The sequence below is a fragment of the Roseivivax jejudonensis genome (assembly GCF_900172265.1).
Classification (GTDB): Bacteria; Pseudomonadota; Alphaproteobacteria; order Rhodobacterales; family Rhodobacteraceae; genus Roseivivax; species Roseivivax jejudonensis.
Genome location: NZ_FWFK01000001.1, coordinates 517,180 through 536,179 on the forward strand (window position 1 = coordinate 517,180; position 19,000 = coordinate 536,179).

Annotated in this window: 24 protein-coding genes; 15 read left to right on the forward strand and 9 right to left on the reverse strand. The window is 71.2% G+C overall.

From position 1 onward, the window contains the following. Nucleotide 1: 1 nt before the first annotated feature. A complete protein-coding gene (locus tag ROJ8625_RS02570; RefSeq protein WP_503128377.1) occupies nt 2-823 on the reverse strand; it encodes an urease accessory protein UreD in 822 nt (273 codons plus the stop codon). A gap of 154 nt (nt 824-977) precedes the next feature. Beyond that, complete coding sequence (gene tsaA / locus ROJ8625_RS02575) at nt 978-1,466, reverse strand: tRNA (N6-threonylcarbamoyladenosine(37)-N6)-methyltransferase TrmO (protein ID WP_085790765.1); 489 nt, start codon at nt 1,464-1,466, stop codon at nt 978-980. Nucleotides 1,467-1,570: 104 nt separating this feature from the next. Here tsaA and ROJ8625_RS02580 point away from each other — a divergent pair, with 104 nt between their 5' ends. Then, nucleotides 1,571-2,449 (forward strand): substrate-binding domain-containing protein, encoded by an 879-nt coding sequence (locus tag ROJ8625_RS02580; RefSeq protein ID WP_085790271.1) that lies wholly within the window; start codon nt 1,571-1,573, stop codon nt 2,447-2,449. Nucleotides 2,450-2,453: 4 nt separating this feature from the next. On the opposite strand, the gene ROJ8625_RS02585 is transcribed toward ROJ8625_RS02580, so the two are convergent. From ROJ8625_RS02585 to ROJ8625_RS02615, 7 genes are all read right to left on the reverse strand, one after another. Continuing rightward, nucleotides 2,454-3,101 carry an RluA family pseudouridine synthase gene (locus ROJ8625_RS02585; protein ID WP_085790272.1) on the reverse strand — a complete coding sequence of 216 codons (648 nt, stop codon included), beginning with the start codon at nt 3,099-3,101 and terminating at the stop codon, nt 2,454-2,456. Between the two features lie 43 nt (nt 3,102-3,144). Beyond that, nucleotides 3,145-4,041 carry a homocysteine S-methyltransferase family protein gene (locus tag ROJ8625_RS02590; RefSeq protein ID WP_085790273.1) on the reverse strand — a complete coding sequence of 299 codons (897 nt, stop codon included), beginning with the start codon at nt 4,039-4,041 and terminating at the stop codon, nt 3,145-3,147. A gap of 34 nt (nt 4,042-4,075) precedes the next feature. Continuing rightward, complete coding sequence (locus tag ROJ8625_RS02595; protein ID WP_306372281.1) at nt 4,076-4,690, reverse strand: LysE family translocator; 615 nt, start codon at nt 4,688-4,690, stop codon at nt 4,076-4,078. Next, nucleotides 4,687-5,151, reverse strand: coding sequence for a free L-methionine (R)-S-oxide reductase MsrC (gene msrC / locus ROJ8625_RS02600; protein WP_085790274.1), 465 nt, complete (start codon nt 5,149-5,151; stop codon nt 4,687-4,689). The genes ROJ8625_RS02595 and msrC overlap by 4 nt, the downstream gene beginning before the upstream one ends. 178 nt (nt 5,152-5,329) lie before the next feature. Beyond that, the gene (smpB, locus tag ROJ8625_RS02605; RefSeq protein WP_085790275.1) at nt 5,330-5,803 is read right to left on the reverse strand and encodes an SsrA-binding protein SmpB; all 474 of its coding nucleotides are present in this window, start codon (nt 5,801-5,803) and stop codon (nt 5,330-5,332) included. Between the two features lie 117 nt (nt 5,804-5,920). After that, nucleotides 5,921-6,808, reverse strand: coding sequence for an FAD:protein FMN transferase (locus ROJ8625_RS02610; protein ID WP_085790276.1), 888 nt, complete (start codon nt 6,806-6,808; stop codon nt 5,921-5,923). Continuing rightward, nucleotides 6,805-8,916 carry a 4Fe-4S binding protein gene (locus ROJ8625_RS02615; protein WP_085790277.1) on the reverse strand — a complete coding sequence of 704 codons (2,112 nt, stop codon included), beginning with the start codon at nt 8,914-8,916 and terminating at the stop codon, nt 6,805-6,807. The genes ROJ8625_RS02610 and ROJ8625_RS02615 overlap by 4 nt, the downstream gene beginning before the upstream one ends. Nucleotides 8,917-9,409: 493 nt before the next feature. On the opposite strand from ROJ8625_RS02615, the gene ffh reads away from it, so the two are divergent. From ffh to rpmE, 14 genes are all read left to right on the forward strand, one after another. Beyond that, nucleotides 9,410-10,939 (forward strand): signal recognition particle protein, encoded by a 1,530-nt coding sequence (ffh, locus tag ROJ8625_RS02620; protein ID WP_085790278.1) that lies wholly within the window; start codon nt 9,410-9,412, stop codon nt 10,937-10,939. After that, entirely contained in the window at nt 10,936-11,517 is a 582-nt protein-coding gene (locus ROJ8625_RS02625) for a GNAT family N-acetyltransferase (RefSeq protein ID WP_234984146.1), read from the forward strand. The genes ffh and ROJ8625_RS02625 overlap by 4 nt, the downstream gene beginning before the upstream one ends. Then, the gene (locus ROJ8625_RS02630) at nt 11,514-12,086 is read left to right on the forward strand and encodes a GNAT family N-acetyltransferase (RefSeq protein ID WP_085790279.1); all 573 of its coding nucleotides are present in this window, start codon (nt 11,514-11,516) and stop codon (nt 12,084-12,086) included. Before ROJ8625_RS02625 ends, ROJ8625_RS02630 begins: the two co-directional genes overlap by 4 nt. Next, a complete protein-coding gene (locus ROJ8625_RS02635) occupies nt 12,083-12,610 on the forward strand; it encodes a GNAT family N-acetyltransferase (RefSeq protein WP_085790280.1) in 528 nt (175 codons plus the stop codon). Before ROJ8625_RS02630 ends, ROJ8625_RS02635 begins: the two co-directional genes overlap by 4 nt. Continuing rightward, entirely contained in the window at nt 12,607-13,131 is a 525-nt protein-coding gene (locus ROJ8625_RS02640; RefSeq protein WP_085790281.1) for a GNAT family N-acetyltransferase, read from the forward strand. The genes ROJ8625_RS02635 and ROJ8625_RS02640 overlap by 4 nt, the downstream gene beginning before the upstream one ends. Next, on the forward strand, nt 13,128-13,733 hold the full coding sequence (locus ROJ8625_RS02645) for a GNAT family N-acetyltransferase (RefSeq protein ID WP_085790282.1): 606 nt from the start codon (nt 13,128-13,130) through the stop codon (nt 13,731-13,733). Before ROJ8625_RS02640 ends, ROJ8625_RS02645 begins: the two co-directional genes overlap by 4 nt. Then, nucleotides 13,726-14,025, forward strand: coding sequence for a chorismate mutase (locus tag ROJ8625_RS02650; protein WP_085790283.1), 300 nt, complete (start codon nt 13,726-13,728; stop codon nt 14,023-14,025). Before ROJ8625_RS02645 ends, ROJ8625_RS02650 begins: the two co-directional genes overlap by 8 nt. Before the next feature lie 49 nt (nt 14,026-14,074). Continuing rightward, complete coding sequence (gene rpsP / locus ROJ8625_RS02655; protein ID WP_085790284.1) at nt 14,075-14,461, forward strand: 30S ribosomal protein S16; 387 nt, start codon at nt 14,075-14,077, stop codon at nt 14,459-14,461. 225 nt (nt 14,462-14,686) lie between these two features. After that, entirely contained in the window at nt 14,687-15,505 is an 819-nt protein-coding gene (locus ROJ8625_RS02660) for a MipA/OmpV family protein (protein ID WP_085790285.1), read from the forward strand. Between the two features lie 41 nt (nt 15,506-15,546). Continuing rightward, nucleotides 15,547-16,062: a ribosome maturation factor RimM gene (gene rimM / locus ROJ8625_RS02665; RefSeq protein WP_085790286.1), complete on the forward strand. Its 516-nt coding sequence runs from the start codon at nt 15,547-15,549 to the stop codon at nt 16,060-16,062. 94 nt (nt 16,063-16,156) lie between these two features. Beyond that, nucleotides 16,157-17,302 carry a hypothetical protein gene (locus ROJ8625_RS02670; protein ID WP_085790287.1) on the forward strand — a complete coding sequence of 382 codons (1,146 nt, stop codon included), beginning with the start codon at nt 16,157-16,159 and terminating at the stop codon, nt 17,300-17,302. Between the two features lie 84 nt (nt 17,303-17,386). After that, complete coding sequence (gene trmD / locus ROJ8625_RS02675) at nt 17,387-18,214, forward strand: tRNA (guanosine(37)-N1)-methyltransferase TrmD (protein ID WP_085790288.1); 828 nt, start codon at nt 17,387-17,389, stop codon at nt 18,212-18,214. A gap of 54 nt (nt 18,215-18,268) precedes the next feature. Then, the gene (rplS, locus tag ROJ8625_RS02680; RefSeq protein ID WP_085790289.1) at nt 18,269-18,676 is read left to right on the forward strand and encodes a 50S ribosomal protein L19; all 408 of its coding nucleotides are present in this window, start codon (nt 18,269-18,271) and stop codon (nt 18,674-18,676) included. After that, nucleotides 18,673-18,894, forward strand: a complete 222-nt coding sequence (gene rpmE, locus ROJ8625_RS02685) for a 50S ribosomal protein L31 (protein WP_085790290.1) — start codon at nt 18,673-18,675, stop codon at nt 18,892-18,894. The genes rplS and rpmE overlap by 4 nt, the downstream gene beginning before the upstream one ends. Nucleotides 18,895-19,000: the final 106 nt, after the last annotated feature.

The window sequence follows — 19,000 nt, forward strand, 5'->3', positions numbered from 1 at the left end:
GTCAGATCATCCAGGGTCTGGGAAGGTCCGCGCCGGACAGGCGCGCGAGTATGGGGCAAAGCGCGCGGCGCATCTCGAACCCGTCGGGCGCGAGGAGGCGCGCGACCACGAGGTCGTCCGACAGCGCCGAGGCACCGGACATGGCCGGCAGCGCCGCCCGGAGATCATCGAGCGCCGTGGCCGCGCCGGTGCGCGCGAGCACGATAGTCGCCATCGCCCCGGCGCCGTCGGCGACGCAGCGTTGCCGGAGCGTCTCCTCGGCGTCCCCCTCGAGACGGAGCCTGTCCGCGTAGAGCAGCGCACCCTCCCGGCGCAGATCGATCCGGTCGCGCAGGTGGATGCCGCGCACGCGCTCGCCCATCGCGCGGCGCCCGAAGATCAGGGTCTCGACCCCGAGAAAGGCGGCATCGCCGGCGAGATCCACGGACAGCGTGCGGTCGAGCGCGGCCCGGTCGTAGAGGATGGTTTCCTGCGGCAGCCAGTGCAGGACCGCGCCGGCCTCGGCCGACAGCGTCGTCTCCACGCGTCCGACCTCTCCCGGCAGCGCGCGGTAGACCCGCTCGGCCGCTTGCGTGGTCAGCGTGGCGGCCGCACCCGCCGCCACCGCGACGTCGAGCGCGAAACTGTCGCCACCGGTGATCCCCCCGGCGGTGTTGAGCCATACCGCGTCGAGCCGCGGCGCACGCGAGTTGGGAAACAGGAGCTTGGCCGAGCCGGACATGGCCAGCGCGGCGATCCCGCAGCGCGCGCCACGCCGGCGGACGCCGAGCCGCGCGCGACCGCGGGCGCGCTGCGCCGTGCCTATGCCTTGATCGTAGGGGATGAGTCCGCCTCCGCCTGTCCCGCGCCAAGCCTCACGCGGAGGCCCGGGCGCCGCAAACGATGCGCCTGATCGGACGGCACTCCACCGCTCGATAGGTGTGCGGATGCCCGATTCCCGGGCGTATCACGACCGGACTGCCATCGAATTGGGCAGGTCATGATTCGGCCACGTCCGCGGCCTTGCGCGGTGCTTCGGGCGAATAGCTGCAGGCGTCGGGCTTGATGTCGAGAAGCGGCGTGCCGTCGAGGCAGTCGAGCCCGCGCACCACCAGCCGCGGCCCGTCCCGCCGTACGACGCGCACCCGCGACAGCCCGATCGGGTTCGGCCGGACTGGCGAGCGCAGCGCGAACGTACCCCGAAGAGCGCCGTCGCTCTTGGGGCTCTGCTGCACGAGGTCGCGGCGCGACCGGTCGAGCCAATAGAGCACGTCGGCGAAGTCGAAGCGCTCGATTCCGTCGAGCGCCCCACCCCAGACCGGATCGAGCTCCAGCACGCAGTCCGGCCCGTCGTGCCGGCCCTGCCGGGGGCAATCGGCCCGACTGGCGAAGGGCGTGCGAATCCGGCCGATGAAGCGCAGCCGCGCATCGTCCGGCGGATCCAGTTCGATCGCCCGCTCCCCGGGCCTGAGGTCGGTGTCGTCCATCGCGCGCCCCTCTCGATCCGCGATCAGTTGGCCCGGCTTCGCGCGCCGGCGCAAGGGTCTTGCCACTTGCTCCTCGCCCGGATCCCGGTCCATTCTCCGCTCCCATGACCGCCCTCGCCCCCGATCCCGAGTTCCTGACCGTCCGCGAGCTCGCAGAGCTGCTGCGCATCAAGGAGCGCAAGGTCTACGACCTCGCGGCCTCGGGCGAGGTGCCCTGCACCAAGGTCACGGGAAAGCTCCTGTTTCCGGCGCGCGACGTGCGCGCGTGGATCGCCGCTGGCGCGATCGGCGGCAGTGACTCCGGCGCGGCGCAGTCGCCGCGCCCGTCGGTCTTCCTCGGCAGCCACGACCCCCTTCTCGACTGGGCCCTTCGGCAGGCGCGCACCGGCCTCGCCACCTATTTCGAGAGCTCCGGCGACGGGCTGACGCGGTTCGCCGCGCGCGAAGGCGTGGCGACGGGGCTGCACGTCTTCGAAGACGGCGCATGGAATGTCGCCGCCGCGCAGCGCGCGGGCGGCGCTGCGGTGCTCCTGGCGTTCGCCACCCGCCGGCGCGGGCTCGTGACCCTGCCCGGGGCCGACATCGCCGGCCTCGCCGACCTGCGCGGGCGCCGCTTCGCCCCGCGCCAGCCCGGATCCGGCACGGAATCGGTCTTCGCGCATCTGCTGACCGAGGCGGAGATCCCCGCGGACGCGATCGACACCGCCGATCCCACGCGCAGCGAGGGCGACGCGGTCACCGCGATCCAGCAGGGCACGGCCGAGGCGACCTTCGGGCTCGAGGCGCTCGCCGTGGCGCACGGGCTCGCCTTCGTGCCGCTGATCGAGGAACGCTTCGACCTTCTGGTGGACCGCGCGGCGTATTTCGATCCGCCGCTCCAGGCGCTCTTCAATTTCTGCCGGACCGGCGCCTTCCGAGAGCATGCCGCGCGGCTCGGCGGCTACGACGTCTCCGACGCCGGTACCGTGCGCTGGAACGGCTGAGCCCTCAGAACGGCGCCGGCGCGCGAAAGCTCTGACCGGCGCCGCCGTCGGGATGGCGCAGGCGCAGCTCCTCGGCATGAAGCATCATCCGCGGATGCGCCGCGGCGGTCTCGGGCGCATAGAGCGGATCGCCCAGGATCGGATGGCCGAGCGACAGCATGTGCACCCGAAGCTGGTGCGACCGCCCGGTTTTGGGGAACAACCGCACGCGCGTCTCGTCCGGGCCCTGCCGCTGCACACGCCATGTCGTCTGCGCCGGACGCCCGGCCTCGGGGTCGACCTTCTGCAGCGGGCGGTTCGGCCAGTCGACGCCGATCGGCAGGTCCACCTCGCCCCGCTTCTCGGCCAGCACGCCGGCAACGCGCGCGACGTAGGTCTTCTTCACCTGCCGCTTCTCGAATTGCAGACCAAGATGACGCTGCGCATGCGGGGTCAGGGCAAAGACCATCACGCCCGAGGTGTCCCGGTCGAGCCGGTGGACCAGGAGAACCTCCGGGAACGCGACCGCGAGCCGCGCGATCAGGCAATCGGCCAACTCCGGTCCCTTGCCCGGAACCGACAGCAGGCCCGCGGGCTTGTCGACCACGAGGATCTCGTGATCGGCATGCAGGACCGGGATGTCGCCCGAGGGCGGATCGTAGGTGTCGCTCATGGCCGCGCGGCTTGCCAGCCCGCGCGCCCCGCCGCAAGGCGCCTCAGACGATCGCGTGGCCGGCGCCCGCCAGCGCGGTGGCGATCGCGGCGATATGGGCCGGCCCGGTCTCGCAGCAGCCGCCGACGATTGTCGCCCCGCGGGCGACCCAGTCCATCGCGTGCGCGGCATAGCGCTCGGGCCCCATGTCGCGCCGCCGCGACAGCCGGTCGACCGTCGGGCTGACGGACAGGAAGTCCTTGGTGATGCCCTCGAACCCGTTGGCATAGGCCCCGACGGGCAGCCCCGACGCGGCCAGCGCATCGATCGCCGGCCCCATCGCCTCGGGCGCCGAGCAATTGGCCAACGCCGCGTCCGCCGGTCCGTCGGCGAGGGGCTGCGCGAGCGCCGCCACCGGTTCACCGGAGCGCAGGCGCGTGCCGTCGTCATCGTCGACCGTCACGGCGATCCAGCCGCGCCGCCCCTCGGCGGCCAGCGCGTCCAGCGCGGCACGCGCATGCGCCACCGACGCCACGGTCTCGAACACCACGAGATCGGCCTGCGGCGCCAGCGCGGCGACAACCTCGCGGTAGATCGCGACGGCCGCGTCGTGCGGCGGCACCAGATCGGGGCGATAGCTCGCGCCGAACGGCCCGATCGTGGCCGCCACCCGGCCTCCGCCATGCGCGTCGCGCGCGGCACGGGCCTCGGACATCGCCATGGCGCGCAGCGCGTCGATCTCCGCCAGCCGGCCCGCCGGCGCCAGCCGGTCTGGCAGGATCGCGTAGGTGTTGGCCATCGCCACCGTCGCCCCGGCAGCGAAGAAATCGGCGTGCACCGCCTGCGCCAGCCCCGGGCTCTCGCGCATCGCCTCGGTCGACCAGAGCGGCCGGTCGAACACGCCGCGACGCGTCACGATTTCCTGTCCGACGCCGCCATCCAGAAGGGTGATCTCCGCCATGCTCCGTGCCTCCTCCTTGCTCCCGCCGGCGGACCTAGGCCAGCGCGAGCCGCGCGGCGAGCCCCGCGAAGACCCCTGCGGCAATTCGGTTCAGCAGCCGTGCGCGCCGCGCCAGGCGCGTGCGAAGCGCGCCGCCTGCCGCGCCGTAGAGCGCCGTCACGAAAAAGGCGGTGAGCGCGAACAGCCCCCCGAGCAGCAGCAGCTGCGCCCAGACCGGCCCGCGCGCCGGATCGGCGAATTGCGGCAGGAAGGCGAGGATGAAGAGCGCCACCTTCGGATTGAGGATGTTGGTCAGCGCGCCGCGCCCGATCGCCGCGAGCCCGCCACCCGCGCGCGCCTCCGCCGTCGCCAGTCCGGCCCGCCACGACCGGACCGCGAGCCACAGCAGGTACGCCGCCCCGGCATAGCGGATCGCGTCGAACGCCGCCGGCGACGCCGCGAGCAGGGCCGCGACCCCGCCGGCCGTCAGCGCCACGTGGAAAAGACAGCCGAGGCTCACGCCCAGCGCCGCGGCGATGCCGGCCCGCGGACCACCGCGGGCCCCCGACGCAAGCGCGAACATCACGTCGGCACCGGGCGTCAGGTTGAGGATCAGCCCCGCCCCCAGGAACCCCAGGAGCCCGGCCGGATCGGGCAGGAGCGCGATCACCCGACGCCGGGCCGCGCGAAGGTGTCCGACAGGAGCGCCGCCAGGCCCGCCGCGTCGTCCGGGCCGAACGCGTCCGGACGGTCACTGTCGATGTCGAGCACGCCGATCAGCCGCCCCGCCGCGTCGCGGACCGGCAGCACGATCTCCGACCGGGTGCTGGCCGAACAGGCGATGTGGCCGGGAAAGGCCTCCACATCCGCGACGACCTGCACCTCCCCGGTGCGCGCGGCGGCGCCGCAGACGCCGCGGTCGAACGGGATGACGAGGCAGCCGTGCCCGCCCTGGTAGGGCCCGATCTTGAGCCGCTCCGGCGCCACGACGCGGTAGAACCCGGTCCAGTCAAAGCGCCCGTCGGAGTGATGGATCTCGCAGGCCAGCGTCGCCATCAGCGCCACCGCGTCCGTCTCGCCCTCGGCCAGCGCCGCCACCCGCGCGCGCAGCGCTTCGTAATCCACCGTCATGACACGCCTCCCTGCGACCCTCGTCCGCCGCCGCTAGCCGAGCCCGCCGCGCGGCGCAAGCCGGCCGGCGGACCCGGAGGCTGCTCCCGCCCCCCTTCTTCTTGGCCGAAATACTCCGGGGAGCGCGAGGGGCCGGCCCCTCGCTCCGCCGCGCGCCACCAGGTCTCCCGGGCCGGTATCAGCCGTGCTCCTTCAGGAGCCGCTGCTTCTGGCGGTTCCAGTCGCGCTTCGCCTCGGTCTCGCGCTTGTCGACGGTCTTCTTGCCCTTCGCGATGGCGATCTTGATCTTCGCGATGCCGCGATGATTGAAGTAGAGCACCAGCGGCACCAGCGTCATGCCCTTGCGGCTGGTCTCGTTCCACATCCGCGACAGCTCGCGCTTGCTCGCGAGGAGCTTGCGCGGGCGCCGGTCCTCGTGCCCGAACATCGCCTGCTCGTATGGCGCGATGTAGCTGTTGATCAGCCACAGCTCGCCGTCCTTCACCTCGGCGTAGCTCTCGGCGATGTTGGCCGTGTTGAGCCGCAACGACTTCACCTCCGACCCCATCAGCACGATGCCGCATTCGACATCCTCCTCGATGGCGTAGTCGAAGCGCGCGCGCCGGTTCTCGGCGATCACCTTGTAGTTCGGGTTGTCCTTGGGCTGTGCCATGGCGGCGGGGTGTATCCTCTGCGCGGGGTCAAGTCCACGATCTAGGACCGCGGCGGCCGTCATGCCAGCCCCGCCGGCTCCTGCGAGCTCCGCCGGCCTCGGGCCAATCCCGCCGGCTCAAAGCGTCGAGAGATCTCCCGCGGCATCGACGGCGGTGATCCGCGCGAGGCGGGCGCGCGTTCGCAGCCGGGCAAGCGCCGCACGGTCGAGGAAGACCGCGGCGGTCGAGAGCGCATCGGCCCGGGTCGCGCGCGACGCCTCCACGCTCAGCGTCGACCAGAGCGGCGCGCGGCCGTCCGGCGCCAGGATGTGACCGTCGTCGCCATCCCGATCTCCGGGCCGGAGCCGGAGCGCGCCCGGGCTGGAGGTGGCGATGGCGCCGCCGTGAAGCGTTCTCTGGCCCAGAGGACCGCCGTCGGGATCGACGAGGCCCAGCCGCCAGGGCCCGCCCAGCGCCGCCTGTTCGCCGATGTCGATCAGCGCGCGGGTGAACCCCCTTTCGGCAAGGCGGTCGCGCACGGTGTCGGTCGCGAAGCCTTGCGCGATCCCGTTGAAGGTCAGCGCCTGCCCGGCCTCGAGCCGGATGCAGTCCGCCCGTCGCACCCGCTGCCAGCCGACGTGGCGGCGCGCGGCCGCGGCGTCGCCGCGCTCCGCCAGCGCGCGCCACAGCGGCTGCACGGTCGGATCGAACAGTCCCCCGGTCAGCCTGTGCGCCGCGTCGGCCTCGGCCACGAGCGCGCGCATCCACGGCGACGGCGACGGCAGCCGACCCGTGCGGTTGAGCCGCGACAGCTCCGAGTTCGGGTCGTACAGGCTAAAGGTCCGCTCGATCCGGTCGAGCAGCGCCGGCACCTCCGCCAGCGCCGCGTCGACCTCCGCGCGCGGCCCGTGCAACGTCACCGACACCTCCGCCCCGAGCGCGCGGCCCTGCCAGGTACCGGCCCGGGCGCCGCGCGGCGTGCAGGCGAAGGCCGCGGCGAGCGCGAGGAAGCGCCGGCGCCTCATTCCGCCACCACCACGTTCGGATGCCCGGTCGCGCGCCGACGCCTTTTCTCGGCCCGCGCGGCGAGGACGAGCGGCACGCATTGCTTCGGATCTTCGTGGATCGTCACGCAGTCGAGGCACTGGAAGCACTCCGAGTAGTCGATCCGGCCGGATTTCGCGATCGCGCCGTAGGCGCATTCGACGCGGCAGAGCTGGCAGGGCGCGCCGCATTCGGCCCGCCGCGGGATCCAGCGCCGGATCCGCAGCACCCCGCCCACCGCCATCAGCGCGCCGAGCGGGCAGACATAGCGGCAAAAGCCCTTGAACAGCACCATCGACAGGAACACCCAGAACAGCGCGTAGGCCGCCCAGTACCACTCGCGCACGAAAAAGGTGGTGATCGCGGTCTTGAACGGCTCGACCTCGGCCGCCTTGTCGAGATGCTGTGGCACCCAGATCGTCACCGCGACGAGCGCCGCGAGCACGCCGTACTTGATCCACTTGAGCCGCGCATCGAGCGCCGCCGACGGTTCGATCTGCCGCAGCCCGAGCCGCCGGCCGAGGTGGTTGGCGAATTCCTGCAAGGCGCCGAACGGGCACAACCACCCGCAGAAGAGGCCGCGGCCCCACAGCACCAGCCCGGCCAGCGCGGCGACCCAGACCAGCGCCGAGAACGGGTCGTAGACGAGGAAGGCGAAGGACCCGCCCGACAGCGCCGCCTGCAGCGTTGCCAGCGGCGTCACGATCGACAGTTGCCCCTGCCCCCACCAGCCGACGAAGCCCAGCGCCACCGCCAGCACGCCGAGCCGAACCGGCGTATAGGCCCGAAGTCCTGCGAGACGCGACTGCGCGAAGAGGAGCACGGGCAGGAGCAGCACCAGCAGCCCCCCGAGCACGGCGAGGTCGTCGGCACGGCCGCGCACAGCCTCCTCGAAGGGCGACAGCCGCGTCACGGCGCCCGGCCGCGAGAAGAACCGTTCGGGTGTCGCGTGCGTGACGGCCAGTGTTTCGGATCCGATCTCGGGCTGGAACATGCCGTGGCTGCGCACCGCCTGAACCTTGAGGGTCCAGTCCCGCGTCGGATCGAAGCCGAGCCGGCGGTCGGTGCGCAGGACCATCGCCACGCCGTCGTGGAGCGCGTCCGGCACGTCGCCCGCCAGCCCCACGAAGAGATCCGCGTCGCGCAGTGCGATCGGCAGGCCGTCCTGCTCGGCGCTCAGCCAGTCGGGGGCAGTGTTGCGCACGAACTCGTCCGACACGAGGCCGTGGCGCCCGGTCTCGACCACGAGGATGGGCTCGTCGTGGTCGGAGATCTCCATGAACCGGCGCAGATCCTCGTAGGTGGCGTCGTCCAGCAGCGCGCGGGCGATCGATGGCGGGCCCAGATCGGCGATCCACAGATCGAGATAGGCCGCGTCGGGATCGGCGGTGGCATCGGGGTCGTCGCGTTCCCAGACGGTGCCCTCGAACCGCGCCTGGACCTCGGCATTGGTGACGACGTGGTGCCTCACCAGCCCCTGATCGACCAGCGACTGCCAGTCGAGATCCTCGGCGTGGTCGGGGTCGGGATAGGCCGGCGGGCCCGCTGCAACGCCCTGCATCTTTTCGCGCGCGACGGCGAGGGTCGCCGCCAGCACGCTTTCATGCGCGATCCGCACGCTGGCCGTCGCCTTCGTCACCCCGTCGAGATAGACCAGCGCGCCGCCGGCGGTGGCGTCGCCGTAGGGCGTGCCGACCACCATCGGCTCCGAGATCGAGCGGCCCTCGTATTGCTCGAAAAAGGCGCGGAACGGCGCCTCGCCGAGCCCCGAGACGAAGATCGGTTCATTGTGGTCGAGCAACCGTACGTTCAGGAACCGTCCCTCGAGATCGAGCGTCACCAGCACGTTGATCGGCGCGCCCGAGAACCCCGGCAGCGGCGCCAGCGGTTCGGTCTCGAAGACGTAGCCCACATGGGCGCCGCCCGAGTTCAGAAGCTCGTAGACGCCGGTTTCGGTGATGGCCTCGCCCAGCGCCATCGGCGCGCGCACCGCTTCGGCAATGCGCGCCCGGTCGCTCGGTGCGGCAACAGCGCCGACCGCCAGACAGAGCCACGCGAGCGCGGCCAGAGCCAGACGCCATCTTCCCATGTGGCGCAGCCTACGGCGGGGGGCCGCCGGCCGAGAATGAGACGATGGTGGGGGGCGGCGCAGCTCCCGGGTCGGAGCCGCCGCGTCGACGGCCGAGCGCGTCGTTGTGGCCTTTTGCAAGGCGCCGTGCCGTCCAAGACGCACCGCGGAGCATGAGCGGCCCAGGCACGGCCGGGACCGGACGCCGACCCTACTGGGCTGCAGCGCGCACACCACCGGCCCGCCTCGGGAGAGCCGCAGCGATGCGCCGGGTCTCCCGCCCCGCGCCGGCCGCCCGCTCTTGACTCGGGCGCTCCGCGCGCGTATCGGCCCGGTCCAATCCCGGAAGTGCAATCGCTTCCGGTCCCGTGGGCCATGCCCGGGATCGCCCTCCGTCAGCGCGTTGCGCCCACGGGGGCGCTTGTCGTTTGGCCCGTGACCGTTTGTGAGAGAGACCGCGCGCCCTTACCTTGGGGACAGCATCGACAAGACCGGCAAGGAGGCCGCGAGCGCCATGTTCGAAAATCTCTCCGATCGTCTCGGCGGCGTCTTCGACCGCCTGACCAAGCAGGGCGCCCTGAGCGAGGACGATGTCCGCACCGCCCTGCGCGAGGTGCGCGTCGCCCTGCTCGAGGCGGACGTGTCGCTTCCAGTCGTCCGCAACTTCGTCAAGTCGGTCGAGAAGAAGGCGACCGGCGCGGCGGTGACGAAATCGGTCACGCCCGGCCAGCAGGTGGTCAAGATCGTCCACGACGAACTGATCGAGATGCTGACCGGCGAGGGTGAGCCGGGCCAGTTGCGCATCGACCAGGCCCCGGCGCCGATCCTCATGGTCGGCCTGCAGGGCTCGGGCAAGACGACGACCACCGCCAAGCTCGCCAAGCGGCTGACCGAGCGCGACAAGAAGAAGGTCCTGATGGCCTCGCTCGACGTCAACCGCCCGGCGGCGATGGAACAGCTCGAGATCCTCGGCAAGCAGATCGGCGTCGATACGCTGCCCATCGTGAAGGGCGAGGATCCGGTCGCCATCGCCAAGCGTGCAAAGACGCAGGCGAGCCTCGGCGGCTACGACGTCTACATGCTCGACACCGCGGGCCGCCTGCACATCGACCAGGAGCTGATCGCGCAGGCCGCTGCCGTGCGCGACGTGGCCAACCCGCGCGAGACGCTCCTCGTGGTCGATGGCCTGACCGGTCAGGACGCCGTGAACGTCGCCACCGAGTTCGACGACAAGATCGGCGTCTCCGGCGTCGTCCTGACGCGGATGGACGGCGATGGCCGCGGCGGCGCGGCGCTGTCGATGCGCGCGATCACCGGCAAGCCGATCAAGTTCGTCGGTCTCGGCGAAAAGATGGACGCGCTCGAGACCTTCGAGCCCGAACGCGTCGCGGGCCGCATCCTCGGCATGGGCGACATCGTCGCGCTGGTCGAGAAGGCGCAGCACACGCTCGAGGCCGAACAGGCCGAGCGGATGATGAAGCGCTTCCAGAAGGGTCAGTTCAACATGAACGACCTGAAGATGCAGCTCGAGCAGATGCAGAAGATGGGCGGCATGGAAGGCATGATGTCGATGATGCCGGGCATGGGAAAGATGGCCAAGCAGATGGACGGCGCGGGCATCGACGATTCCATGCTGCGCCGCCAGATCGCGCTCATCAACTCGATGACGAAAAAGGAGCGCGCCAATCCCGCGCTGCTTCAGGCCAGCCGGAAAAAGCGCATCGCCGCGGGCTCCGGGCTCGAGGTGTCGGAGCTCAACAAGCTGCTGAAGATGCAGCGACAGATGGGCGACATGATGAAGAAGATGGGCAAGATGGGCAAAGGCGGCATGCTCAAGCAGGCCATGTCCGGCATGTTCGGCAAGGGCGGCATGCCCGCCGGCATGGACCCGTCCAAGATGGATCCCAAGGAGCTCGAGGCCGCCGCCAAGGCGATGGGCGGCAAGATGCCCGGCGGCATGGGCGGCCCGGGCGGCGGCATGCCCGGCATGGGCGGCGGCCAAGGCCTGCCTCCGGGCATTTCGGGGTTCGGCAAGAAGAAGTGACGGCACGCCGCTGCATAACCGCGCCCGAGGGCGCCGCGGCCGCGCGGGCGGCCCAGGTGCGCGCGGCGGTGCCCGTGATCGAGACTGCGCGACTGCGCCTTGTTGCGCCGCGCCTCGATCACCTGCCGCTCTGGACGCGGCTGATGGTTCCCGACGACGCCGGGCTGCTCGGCGGTCCGCACACCGACGAAGAGGCGTGGGAGGCGTTCTGCGTCTACACCGCCGGGTGGCTGCTGCACGGCCACGGCGCCTGGGCAGTCGAAGGGCGCGATGACGGCGCGCATCTGGGATTCGTGCATGTCGGCCTCGAATGGGGCGACGCGGAGCCGGAGTTGGGCTTCATGTTCGCGCCAGAGGCCCGCGGCGCGGGCTTCGCGACCGAAGCGGCCCGCGCGGCGCGCGACGCCGGAACGGCGCTCTTCGGGGCCGAGGGGCTCGTGAGCTATGTCGCCGCGACCAACGCGGCATCGGCGCGGCTGGCTGCGCGGCTGGGCGCGCGCCGCGATGCGGCCGCCGAAGCGGCGATCGGCGAGCCGGACCTGCAGGTCTGGCGGCACCGCGCGGAGGCGCCGGCATGAGCGCTGCGCCCGCGACGACATCCGCCACCACCAGGCCCGAGGCGCTGACCGTCGCCCCGCGGATCGAGACGGCGCGGCTGATCCTTCGCGGCCCGGAGATGCGCGACTTTAATGCCTTCGCGACATTCCATGCCGATCCGTCGCGCTGCCTCGGGTTCGGGCCGGAAATGGCGCGCCCGGAGGCGTGGCGCTGGTGGGCCGGCAATATCGGCCACTGGCAGATCCACGGCTATGGCTACCTGACGGTCGAGGATCGCGAGACGGGCGCGCCCGCCGGCATCAGTGGCATCTGGAACCCCGAGGGCTGGCCCGAGCCGGAGATCGGCTGGGTTGTCTACGAAGGCTTCGAGGGGCGCGGGATCGCCTTCGAGGCCGCGCTCGCGGCGCGGGCCTGGGCCTACGATACGCTCGGGATGTCCACGCTGACCTCGAACATCAAGCCGGACAACGCCCGGTCCAAGGCGCTCGCCGCGCGGATGGGCGCAGTCTACGAGCGGACCTACGACAATCCGATCATGGGCGAGGACGAACTCTGGCGTCATCCGGGACCCGCGGAGGCCGCGCGATGAGCGACGTCGTCACCGTTCCCGTAATCGAGACCGAGCGGCTGACCCTGCGGGCACCGCGGATCACCGACCTCGACGCCTTCGCAACATTCTTCGCCGACGAGCGCGCGCGCTTCGTCGGCGGCCCGAGCGACCGGGTCGGAACGTGGCAGATCCTGCTGCGGATGTCGGGCCACTGGCAGCTGCGCGGATACGGACTCTGGGTCGCCGCGCGCCGCACCACCGGAGAGCCGGTCGGCTATGCCGGCATCGTCAACCACGTGGACTGGCCGGAGCCGGAACTCGGCTACGCGATCTTTGCCGCGTGGGAAGGGCGCGGCTACGCGTTCGAGGCCGCGGAGGCGGCCCGCAGCGCGGCGGCCGAGCGGTTCGGGATCGCCCGGCCGATCAGCCTCGTCGCACCGGAGAACACCCGCTCCGTGCGACTGGCCAAGCGCCTTGGCGCGGCGTTCGAGCGCGACATCGAGCTGCGCGGAGAAACGACCTACGTCTTTCGTCATCCCGGCGCGGAGGGCGCCGCGGCATGATCGAGCGCGTCGTTCTGCACACCGAGCGCCTGACGCTCCGGCCGCTGCGCACCTCGGATTTCGAGGCCTATTCCGCGTATTACACCGGGCCGCGCGCACGCTTCGTCGGCGGGCCGGTCACGCGGGGCGAGGCCTTCACCAAGTTCTGCGCGATGATCGGCCATTGGCAGATGCGCGGCTTCGGTCGCTTCGCGATCTGCCTGCGCGACGACGACACGGGCTTCGGCCATGCCGGTCTGCTGCAGGTCGAGGACGCGCGCCTGCCCGAGCTGACCTGGACGCTTTGGACCGCGGACGCCGAGGGCCGCGGGTATGCCCGCGAGGCCGCGACGGCGGTGCGCGATCACGCGTTCGGACCGCTCGGCCTGCCGGCCCTGTCGGCGATCGTGCATCGCGACAACGCAGCCAGCGCCCGGGTCGCCGAAGCGCTCGGCGGCGTGGCGGACCCCGACCTGCCCGTCCGCTTCGACGACGAGCGCGCCTTCCGCTTCGACGCGGCCCCCGTGGAGGTGCCGGCATGACGCAGGAGACGATCCCGAAGATCGAGACGCGCCGGCTGCGCCTCGCCGCGCCGGAGGCCGAGGATTACCCCGACTTCAAGGCGACGTTCGCCTCCTACCGGTCGCGGTTCATGGGCGGCCCGCTCAATGCCTACGAGACGTGGATGCTCTATGCCGCCGAGATCGGGCACTGGCAGATCCGCGGCTTCGGCATGTGGATGGTGCATCTCAGGGACACCGGCGAAACCGTGGGCATGGCCGGGGGCTGGCAGCCCGCGAAATGGCCCGAGCGCGAGATCGCGTGGATCATCTGGCCCGACCGGGCCGGCCAGGGCTTCGCGCTCGAGGCGACGCACGCGGTGCGCCGGCACTTCTACGACCGGGCCGGGTGGACCACCTGTGTGTCCTATCTCGACCCCAAGGATCTGCAGTCCATCCGGCTGGCGGAGCGGCTGGGCGCCGCGCGCGACCGCGAGGCGGCGACGGTCGACGGATCGGACGTCTGCTATCGCCATCCCGCCCCTGCCGCGCTGCGCGACAGCCAGCTCGCGCACGGGATCGAGATGGAGATCCAGAACTACATCGACCCCCTGTTCACCCCGAAAGGCTGGGCCCTTGACTGAAGACGCAATCACCCGCGCGGAAACGCTCCTGAAAGAGCACCGCGACTCGATCGACCGGCTCGACGCCATTCTGGTCTTCACGCTGGCCGAGCGGTTCAAGCACACGCAGGCCGTGGGCGTGCTCAAGGCGCACCACGACCTTCCCCCATCCGACCCCGCGCGCGAGGAAACCCAGATCGCGCGGTTGAAGGATCTGGCGGAGCGGGCCGATCTCGACCCCGACTTCGCCGCCAAATTCCTGAATTTCATCATTCAGGAAGTCATTCAGCATCATCGCAAACACCAATCCTGACGGGGCGCATCCGCCCCAGGCACAGCCATTCGAAAAAGGAGACCCAACGATGGCCATGAAGATCCGACTCTCCCGCGGCGGTTCCAAGAAGCGCCCCCACTACTCGATCGTCGCCGCCGACAGCCGCATGCCGCGCGACGGCCGCTTCAAGGAGAAGCTGGGCACCTACAACCCGCTTCTGCCGAAGGGCGACGAGCGCCGCGTGATCATGGACACCGATCGCGTGCAGTACTGGCTGAGCCAGGGTGCGCAGCCCACCGACCGCATCCAGCGCTTCCTCGAGAACGCCGGCATGGTGGAAAAGAAGGAACGCTCGAACCCCAAGAAGGGCACCCCCGGCAAGGCCGCGCAGGAGCGCGCCGCCGCCCGCGCCGAAAAGGCCGAGGCCGCGAAGGCCGCCGCCGAGGCGCCCGCGGACGATACCGCCTCCGAGTGATCGGTCGCGACGCGACCGGACCCGGAGCAGAGAACGGGGCGCGCCGGCCGGGCGCGCCCCGTTTGCGTTCGGGCGTCGGCTCCCCTGGCCTGGCGCCGCTCCGCCGCCACGCGCGGACGAAAATGCCGCCGGCAATCGCGGCGCGGCTTGCACTGGCGTGCCCTTGAGGGAACACTACGTCGCGACGCGACGCCTGCACGACGCCCGCACAAAGGATCGACCGACATGACGCTCCGCCTCGCCGCTTCTGCCGCAACCCTGGCGACGCTCGCCGCGTTTCCGGCCGCCGCACAGACCTACGACGCCGTCGAAACGCAATCCCCGGTGATCTCGACACAGTCGGGTTCGGGCCTCGTCTTCACGCTGCGGGGCGGCGTCGGCACAAGGCCGGAATACTTCGGCTCGGACGAGTATACGGCGGTGCCGGATATCGGGTTCTCGCTCAACTACCTGAGCCTCGGCAGCTTCAACTTCGGCGATCCCGATCCGTGGGCAGAACGGCGCGGCTTCGGCCTGCGCGGCTCGTTTCGCTACATCGGCGAGCGCGACGCCAGCGAGTTCGACGAACTGGACGGTCTCGACGACATCGACGCGGCCTACGAGCTCGGCCTCGGTGTGGCCTACACCGCCACGTCCTACGAGGTCTTCGGCAACGTCCGCAAAGGCTTCGGCGGCCACGAAGGCGTTGTCGGCGAGGTCGGCGCCGACGCGATCTTCCGCCCGACGGAGGCCCTGCGCCTGACGTTCGGTCCGCGCGTCTTCTTCGGCAACGACGACTACGCCGACACCTATTTCGGCGTCGACGCCGACGAGGCCGCGGCGTCGCAGTTCGGCGCATTCGACGCGGAAGGCGGCATGCTCTCGAGCGGTCTCGCGCTCGGAATGCGCTACCGCCTGACGGACGTGTGGGGCGTCGAAGGCCAGATCACCTACGACGTCTACCGCAACGATGCCGAGGACAGCCCGATCGTCGCCGCCGGCGCGGACGACCAGTGGGGCGCGCGCATCGGGATCACGCGCACCTTCTCGATCGGGGGGCGCTGAGCGGTTGCCGATGGGGCGCGCCACGGGCTAATCCGTCGGTCATGGACGACGACAAGCGCATATGCGTCGGAGCGATCGGCGGCGCCTTTGGCGTGCACGGCGAGGTGCGGCTCAAGAGCTTCACCGCCGACCCCGAGGCCATCGCCGACTACGCGCCGCTGACCTCCGAGGACGGCGGCCGCAGCTTCGACGTCCAGATCGTCCGCCCGATCGGGCAGGGCTTCGCCGCCCGGCTGTCGGGCGTGCGGTCCAAGGAAGACGCGGACGCGCTGAAGGGCGCGCGTCTCTTCGCGCCACGCGAGAGGCTCCCGCAACTGCCCGACGACGAGTTCTATCATGCCGACCTCATCGGGCTCGACGTGCTCGACACCGGCGGCGCGCGGCTCGGCCGGGTGCGCGCGGTGCAGAACCACGGCGCGTCCGACCTGCTCGAGGTTCAGGTGCCCGGAAGCTCGGCCACCGTGCTTTTGCCGTTCACGCGGGAAGCCGTGCCGACGGTCGACCTGACCGCCGGGCGCATCATCGCCGATCCTCCCCTCGGGCTCTTCGACGCATAAACCGGCATTGCGCGCGAGAGGGTGATCGGATCGGCGCTTTTCTGCCCGACTCACGCGCTATGTGCGATAGTCTGCCGATGTGGGAGACTTGGTAGTGACCGGAACGACGACACGCATCCTGCGGTGCCTGACCGCGCTCGTTTCGCCCGCCGTACTCGCGATCTACCTCGCGAGCACGGGGCCGGCGGAGGCGTCGCCATGGATGACGCCGGCGACCCTTGCCGGGTCGGCCGCGATCGGGCTCGGCCTCGCGGTGGGCCTGCCGCTGCGCCGGCGCAGCACCACCGAGACGGCGACGCCGGCCGCGTCCGGCCTGCTGCGCGCAAGCGCGCGACGATCGCTCGCCCGCGGGAGGCCTGCGCCGGAGGCGCGCCGCGCGGCACTGGCAGCACGGCTGGAGACGCTCTCCGCGCAAGTCGATCTGCGCCGGACGGCGTTGCGTGGCTACGTCGCGCCGCAGCGCCCCGACGCGGCGATCGCCGCCGCGCTCGGCCGGGTGATGCGCGCGTGGGAGAGCCCGACGACGAAGACGCTGACCGACGATCAGGTCCTCGACCTCACCGCGCTCGACCGGCTCCTGACCGCGCCGGCTGAGGAGGCCGGCGGGCTGGCGGCGGCCTTCGCCAATCCCGACCGGGCGCTGGCGCTGCGCGCCCGAATCAACGAGATCGCAGACACGCGCGCCCGGTTCGAGCGGCAGGATGCGGCATTTCGCGCCGCGCGGCAGATGTGGCAGCGCCAGACGTCTGGCGACACGGCACCTGACCTCGTAACCGCGCTGCACGAGCTGAACGCCTGTGATCCGGACCTCTGGCACCATGTCGCGCTGCGCCACGATCCGCACGACCCGGCCCAGCGCGACGCCGCCCTGTGGTGCGCGGCCCGGCCAGAGGCTGCGCCGGCTACCGTCGCCGCCTGCCTCGCGGCGCAGGCCGGGGCAGGCACCCTGACCGACTCGCCAGAGGCCCTGCGCCGTGTGCTGGACGCATGGCGTTGCGGCGGCACCGCGCGCGCTGAGATCGGGCTCGACCCGCCGGACGCCGTGGTCGGCGCCGGCGAGACGGTCGTTCGCCTGCTCGCCCGGCACGGCGAGGGCCTTAAGGCGCCGAGCGGGCTCTTCGTACTCCATGCCGGCCCCGCGGCGCGCCAGCGCACGCACTGGGACGTTGCGGCCGCGCGCATGACCGCGCCGCCGAATCCGGCGGACTACTACGATCGCGACGTGCTCGTCCCCGCCTGAGACGGCGCCGGTACGGACGGGCTTTGCACGCCGCGCGACGGCGGGCTAGACCGACGCGACACGCGCATCAGGATCCGCCCGCACATGTCCGAAACTGGCCCCCGGTCGCACGGCCGCAAGAGCATTTCCGCCTCCGTCACGCCCCGCGAGCTTCTGCGGCCGGCGGACCTTGCCGGCGTGTGGAAGGCGCAGGTCATCACGCTGTTTCCCGAGGCGTTTCCCGGTACGCTCGGTCTGTCCCTCACCGGGCGCGCGCTGAAGGAGGGGCTTTGGCAACTCGAAACGGTGCCGCTGCGCCAGTTCGGCGAGGGCCGGCACCTCAACGTCGACGACACGCCGGCCGGCGGCGGGGCGGGAATGGTGCTGCGACCGGACGTCATGGGCCGCGCGATCGACGACGCACGCGCGCGGATCACCGCCCCCGCGCCGATCCTCTACCTTTCGCCGCGCGGGCGACCGTTCGATCAGGCGCGCGCCCGCGCGCTGGCCGGAGGGCCGGGGGTGACCCTGATCTGCGGGCGGTTCGAGGGCCTCGACGAGCGCGTGATCGACCATTACGGCATCGAGGAGGTGTCGCTGGGGGATTTCGTCCTCACCGGCGGGGAGATCGCGGCCCAAGCCTTGATCGACGCCAGCGTCCGACTTATACCGCGCGTGCTCGGGAATCAGGCGTCCGTGGAGGAAGAGTCCTTCTCTCACGGCCTGCTGGAACACCCGCAGTTTACGAAGCCTGCCGTCTGGAACGGTCGCGCGATCCCCGAGGTGCTTCTCTCGGGCCATCATGCGAACATCACCGCCTGGCAGCGGGCCGAAGCCGAAAGGCTGACGAAAGAAAGACGACCTGACCTCTGGCGGGCTCGGACGGCGCAAGACGCGTGCCCCGGGGACCCGGACGAAGACCAAGAGCTCTGAGGATCGCGAGACACCTTCGCGGGTCGAACCGCGAGCAAACCAGGAGATGGTCAGATGGATCTGATCGCGACACTCGAGGCGGAACAGATCGCCTCGCTCGGGAAGGAGATTCCCGACTTCAAGGCCGGCGACACCGTGCGCGTCGGCTACAAGGTGACCGAGGGCACGCGCACCCGGGTGCAGAACTTCGAGGGCGTCTGCATCAGCCGCAAGAACGGCCAGGGCATCGCGGGCTCGTTCACCGTCCGCAAGATTTCCTTCGGCGAAGGCGTGGAACGCGTCTTCCCGCTCTACTCGACGAACATCGAGGCGATCACCGTGATCCGCCGCGGCAAGGTTCGCCGTGCGAAGCTCTACTACCTGCGCTCGCGCCGCGGCAAATCCGCCCGGATCGCCGAAGACGTCAATTACAAGGTGCTCAAGGGCGACGGCAAGAAGCCGGTGCAAGGATCCTCGACATGAAAAAGAACATCCATCCCGACTACCACGCCGTCACCGTCAAGATGACCGACGGCACCTCGTTCGAGACCCGCTCGGTCTTCGGCAGCGAGGGCGACACGATCACGCTCGACATCGACCCCACGGTGCACCCCGCCTGGACCGGCGGATCGTCGCGCCTGATGGACACCGGCGGCCGCGTGTCCCGCTTCAAGAAGAAGTACGAGGGCCTCGGCTTCTGAGCCGACCCCGAGCGATGCTGATTGCGATGCGCCGTCCCGACCCCGGGGCGGCGCATTTCGTTCGGGCGTCCTGCTGTGGACCGTGCCGCGCCGTGCCCTAGACCTG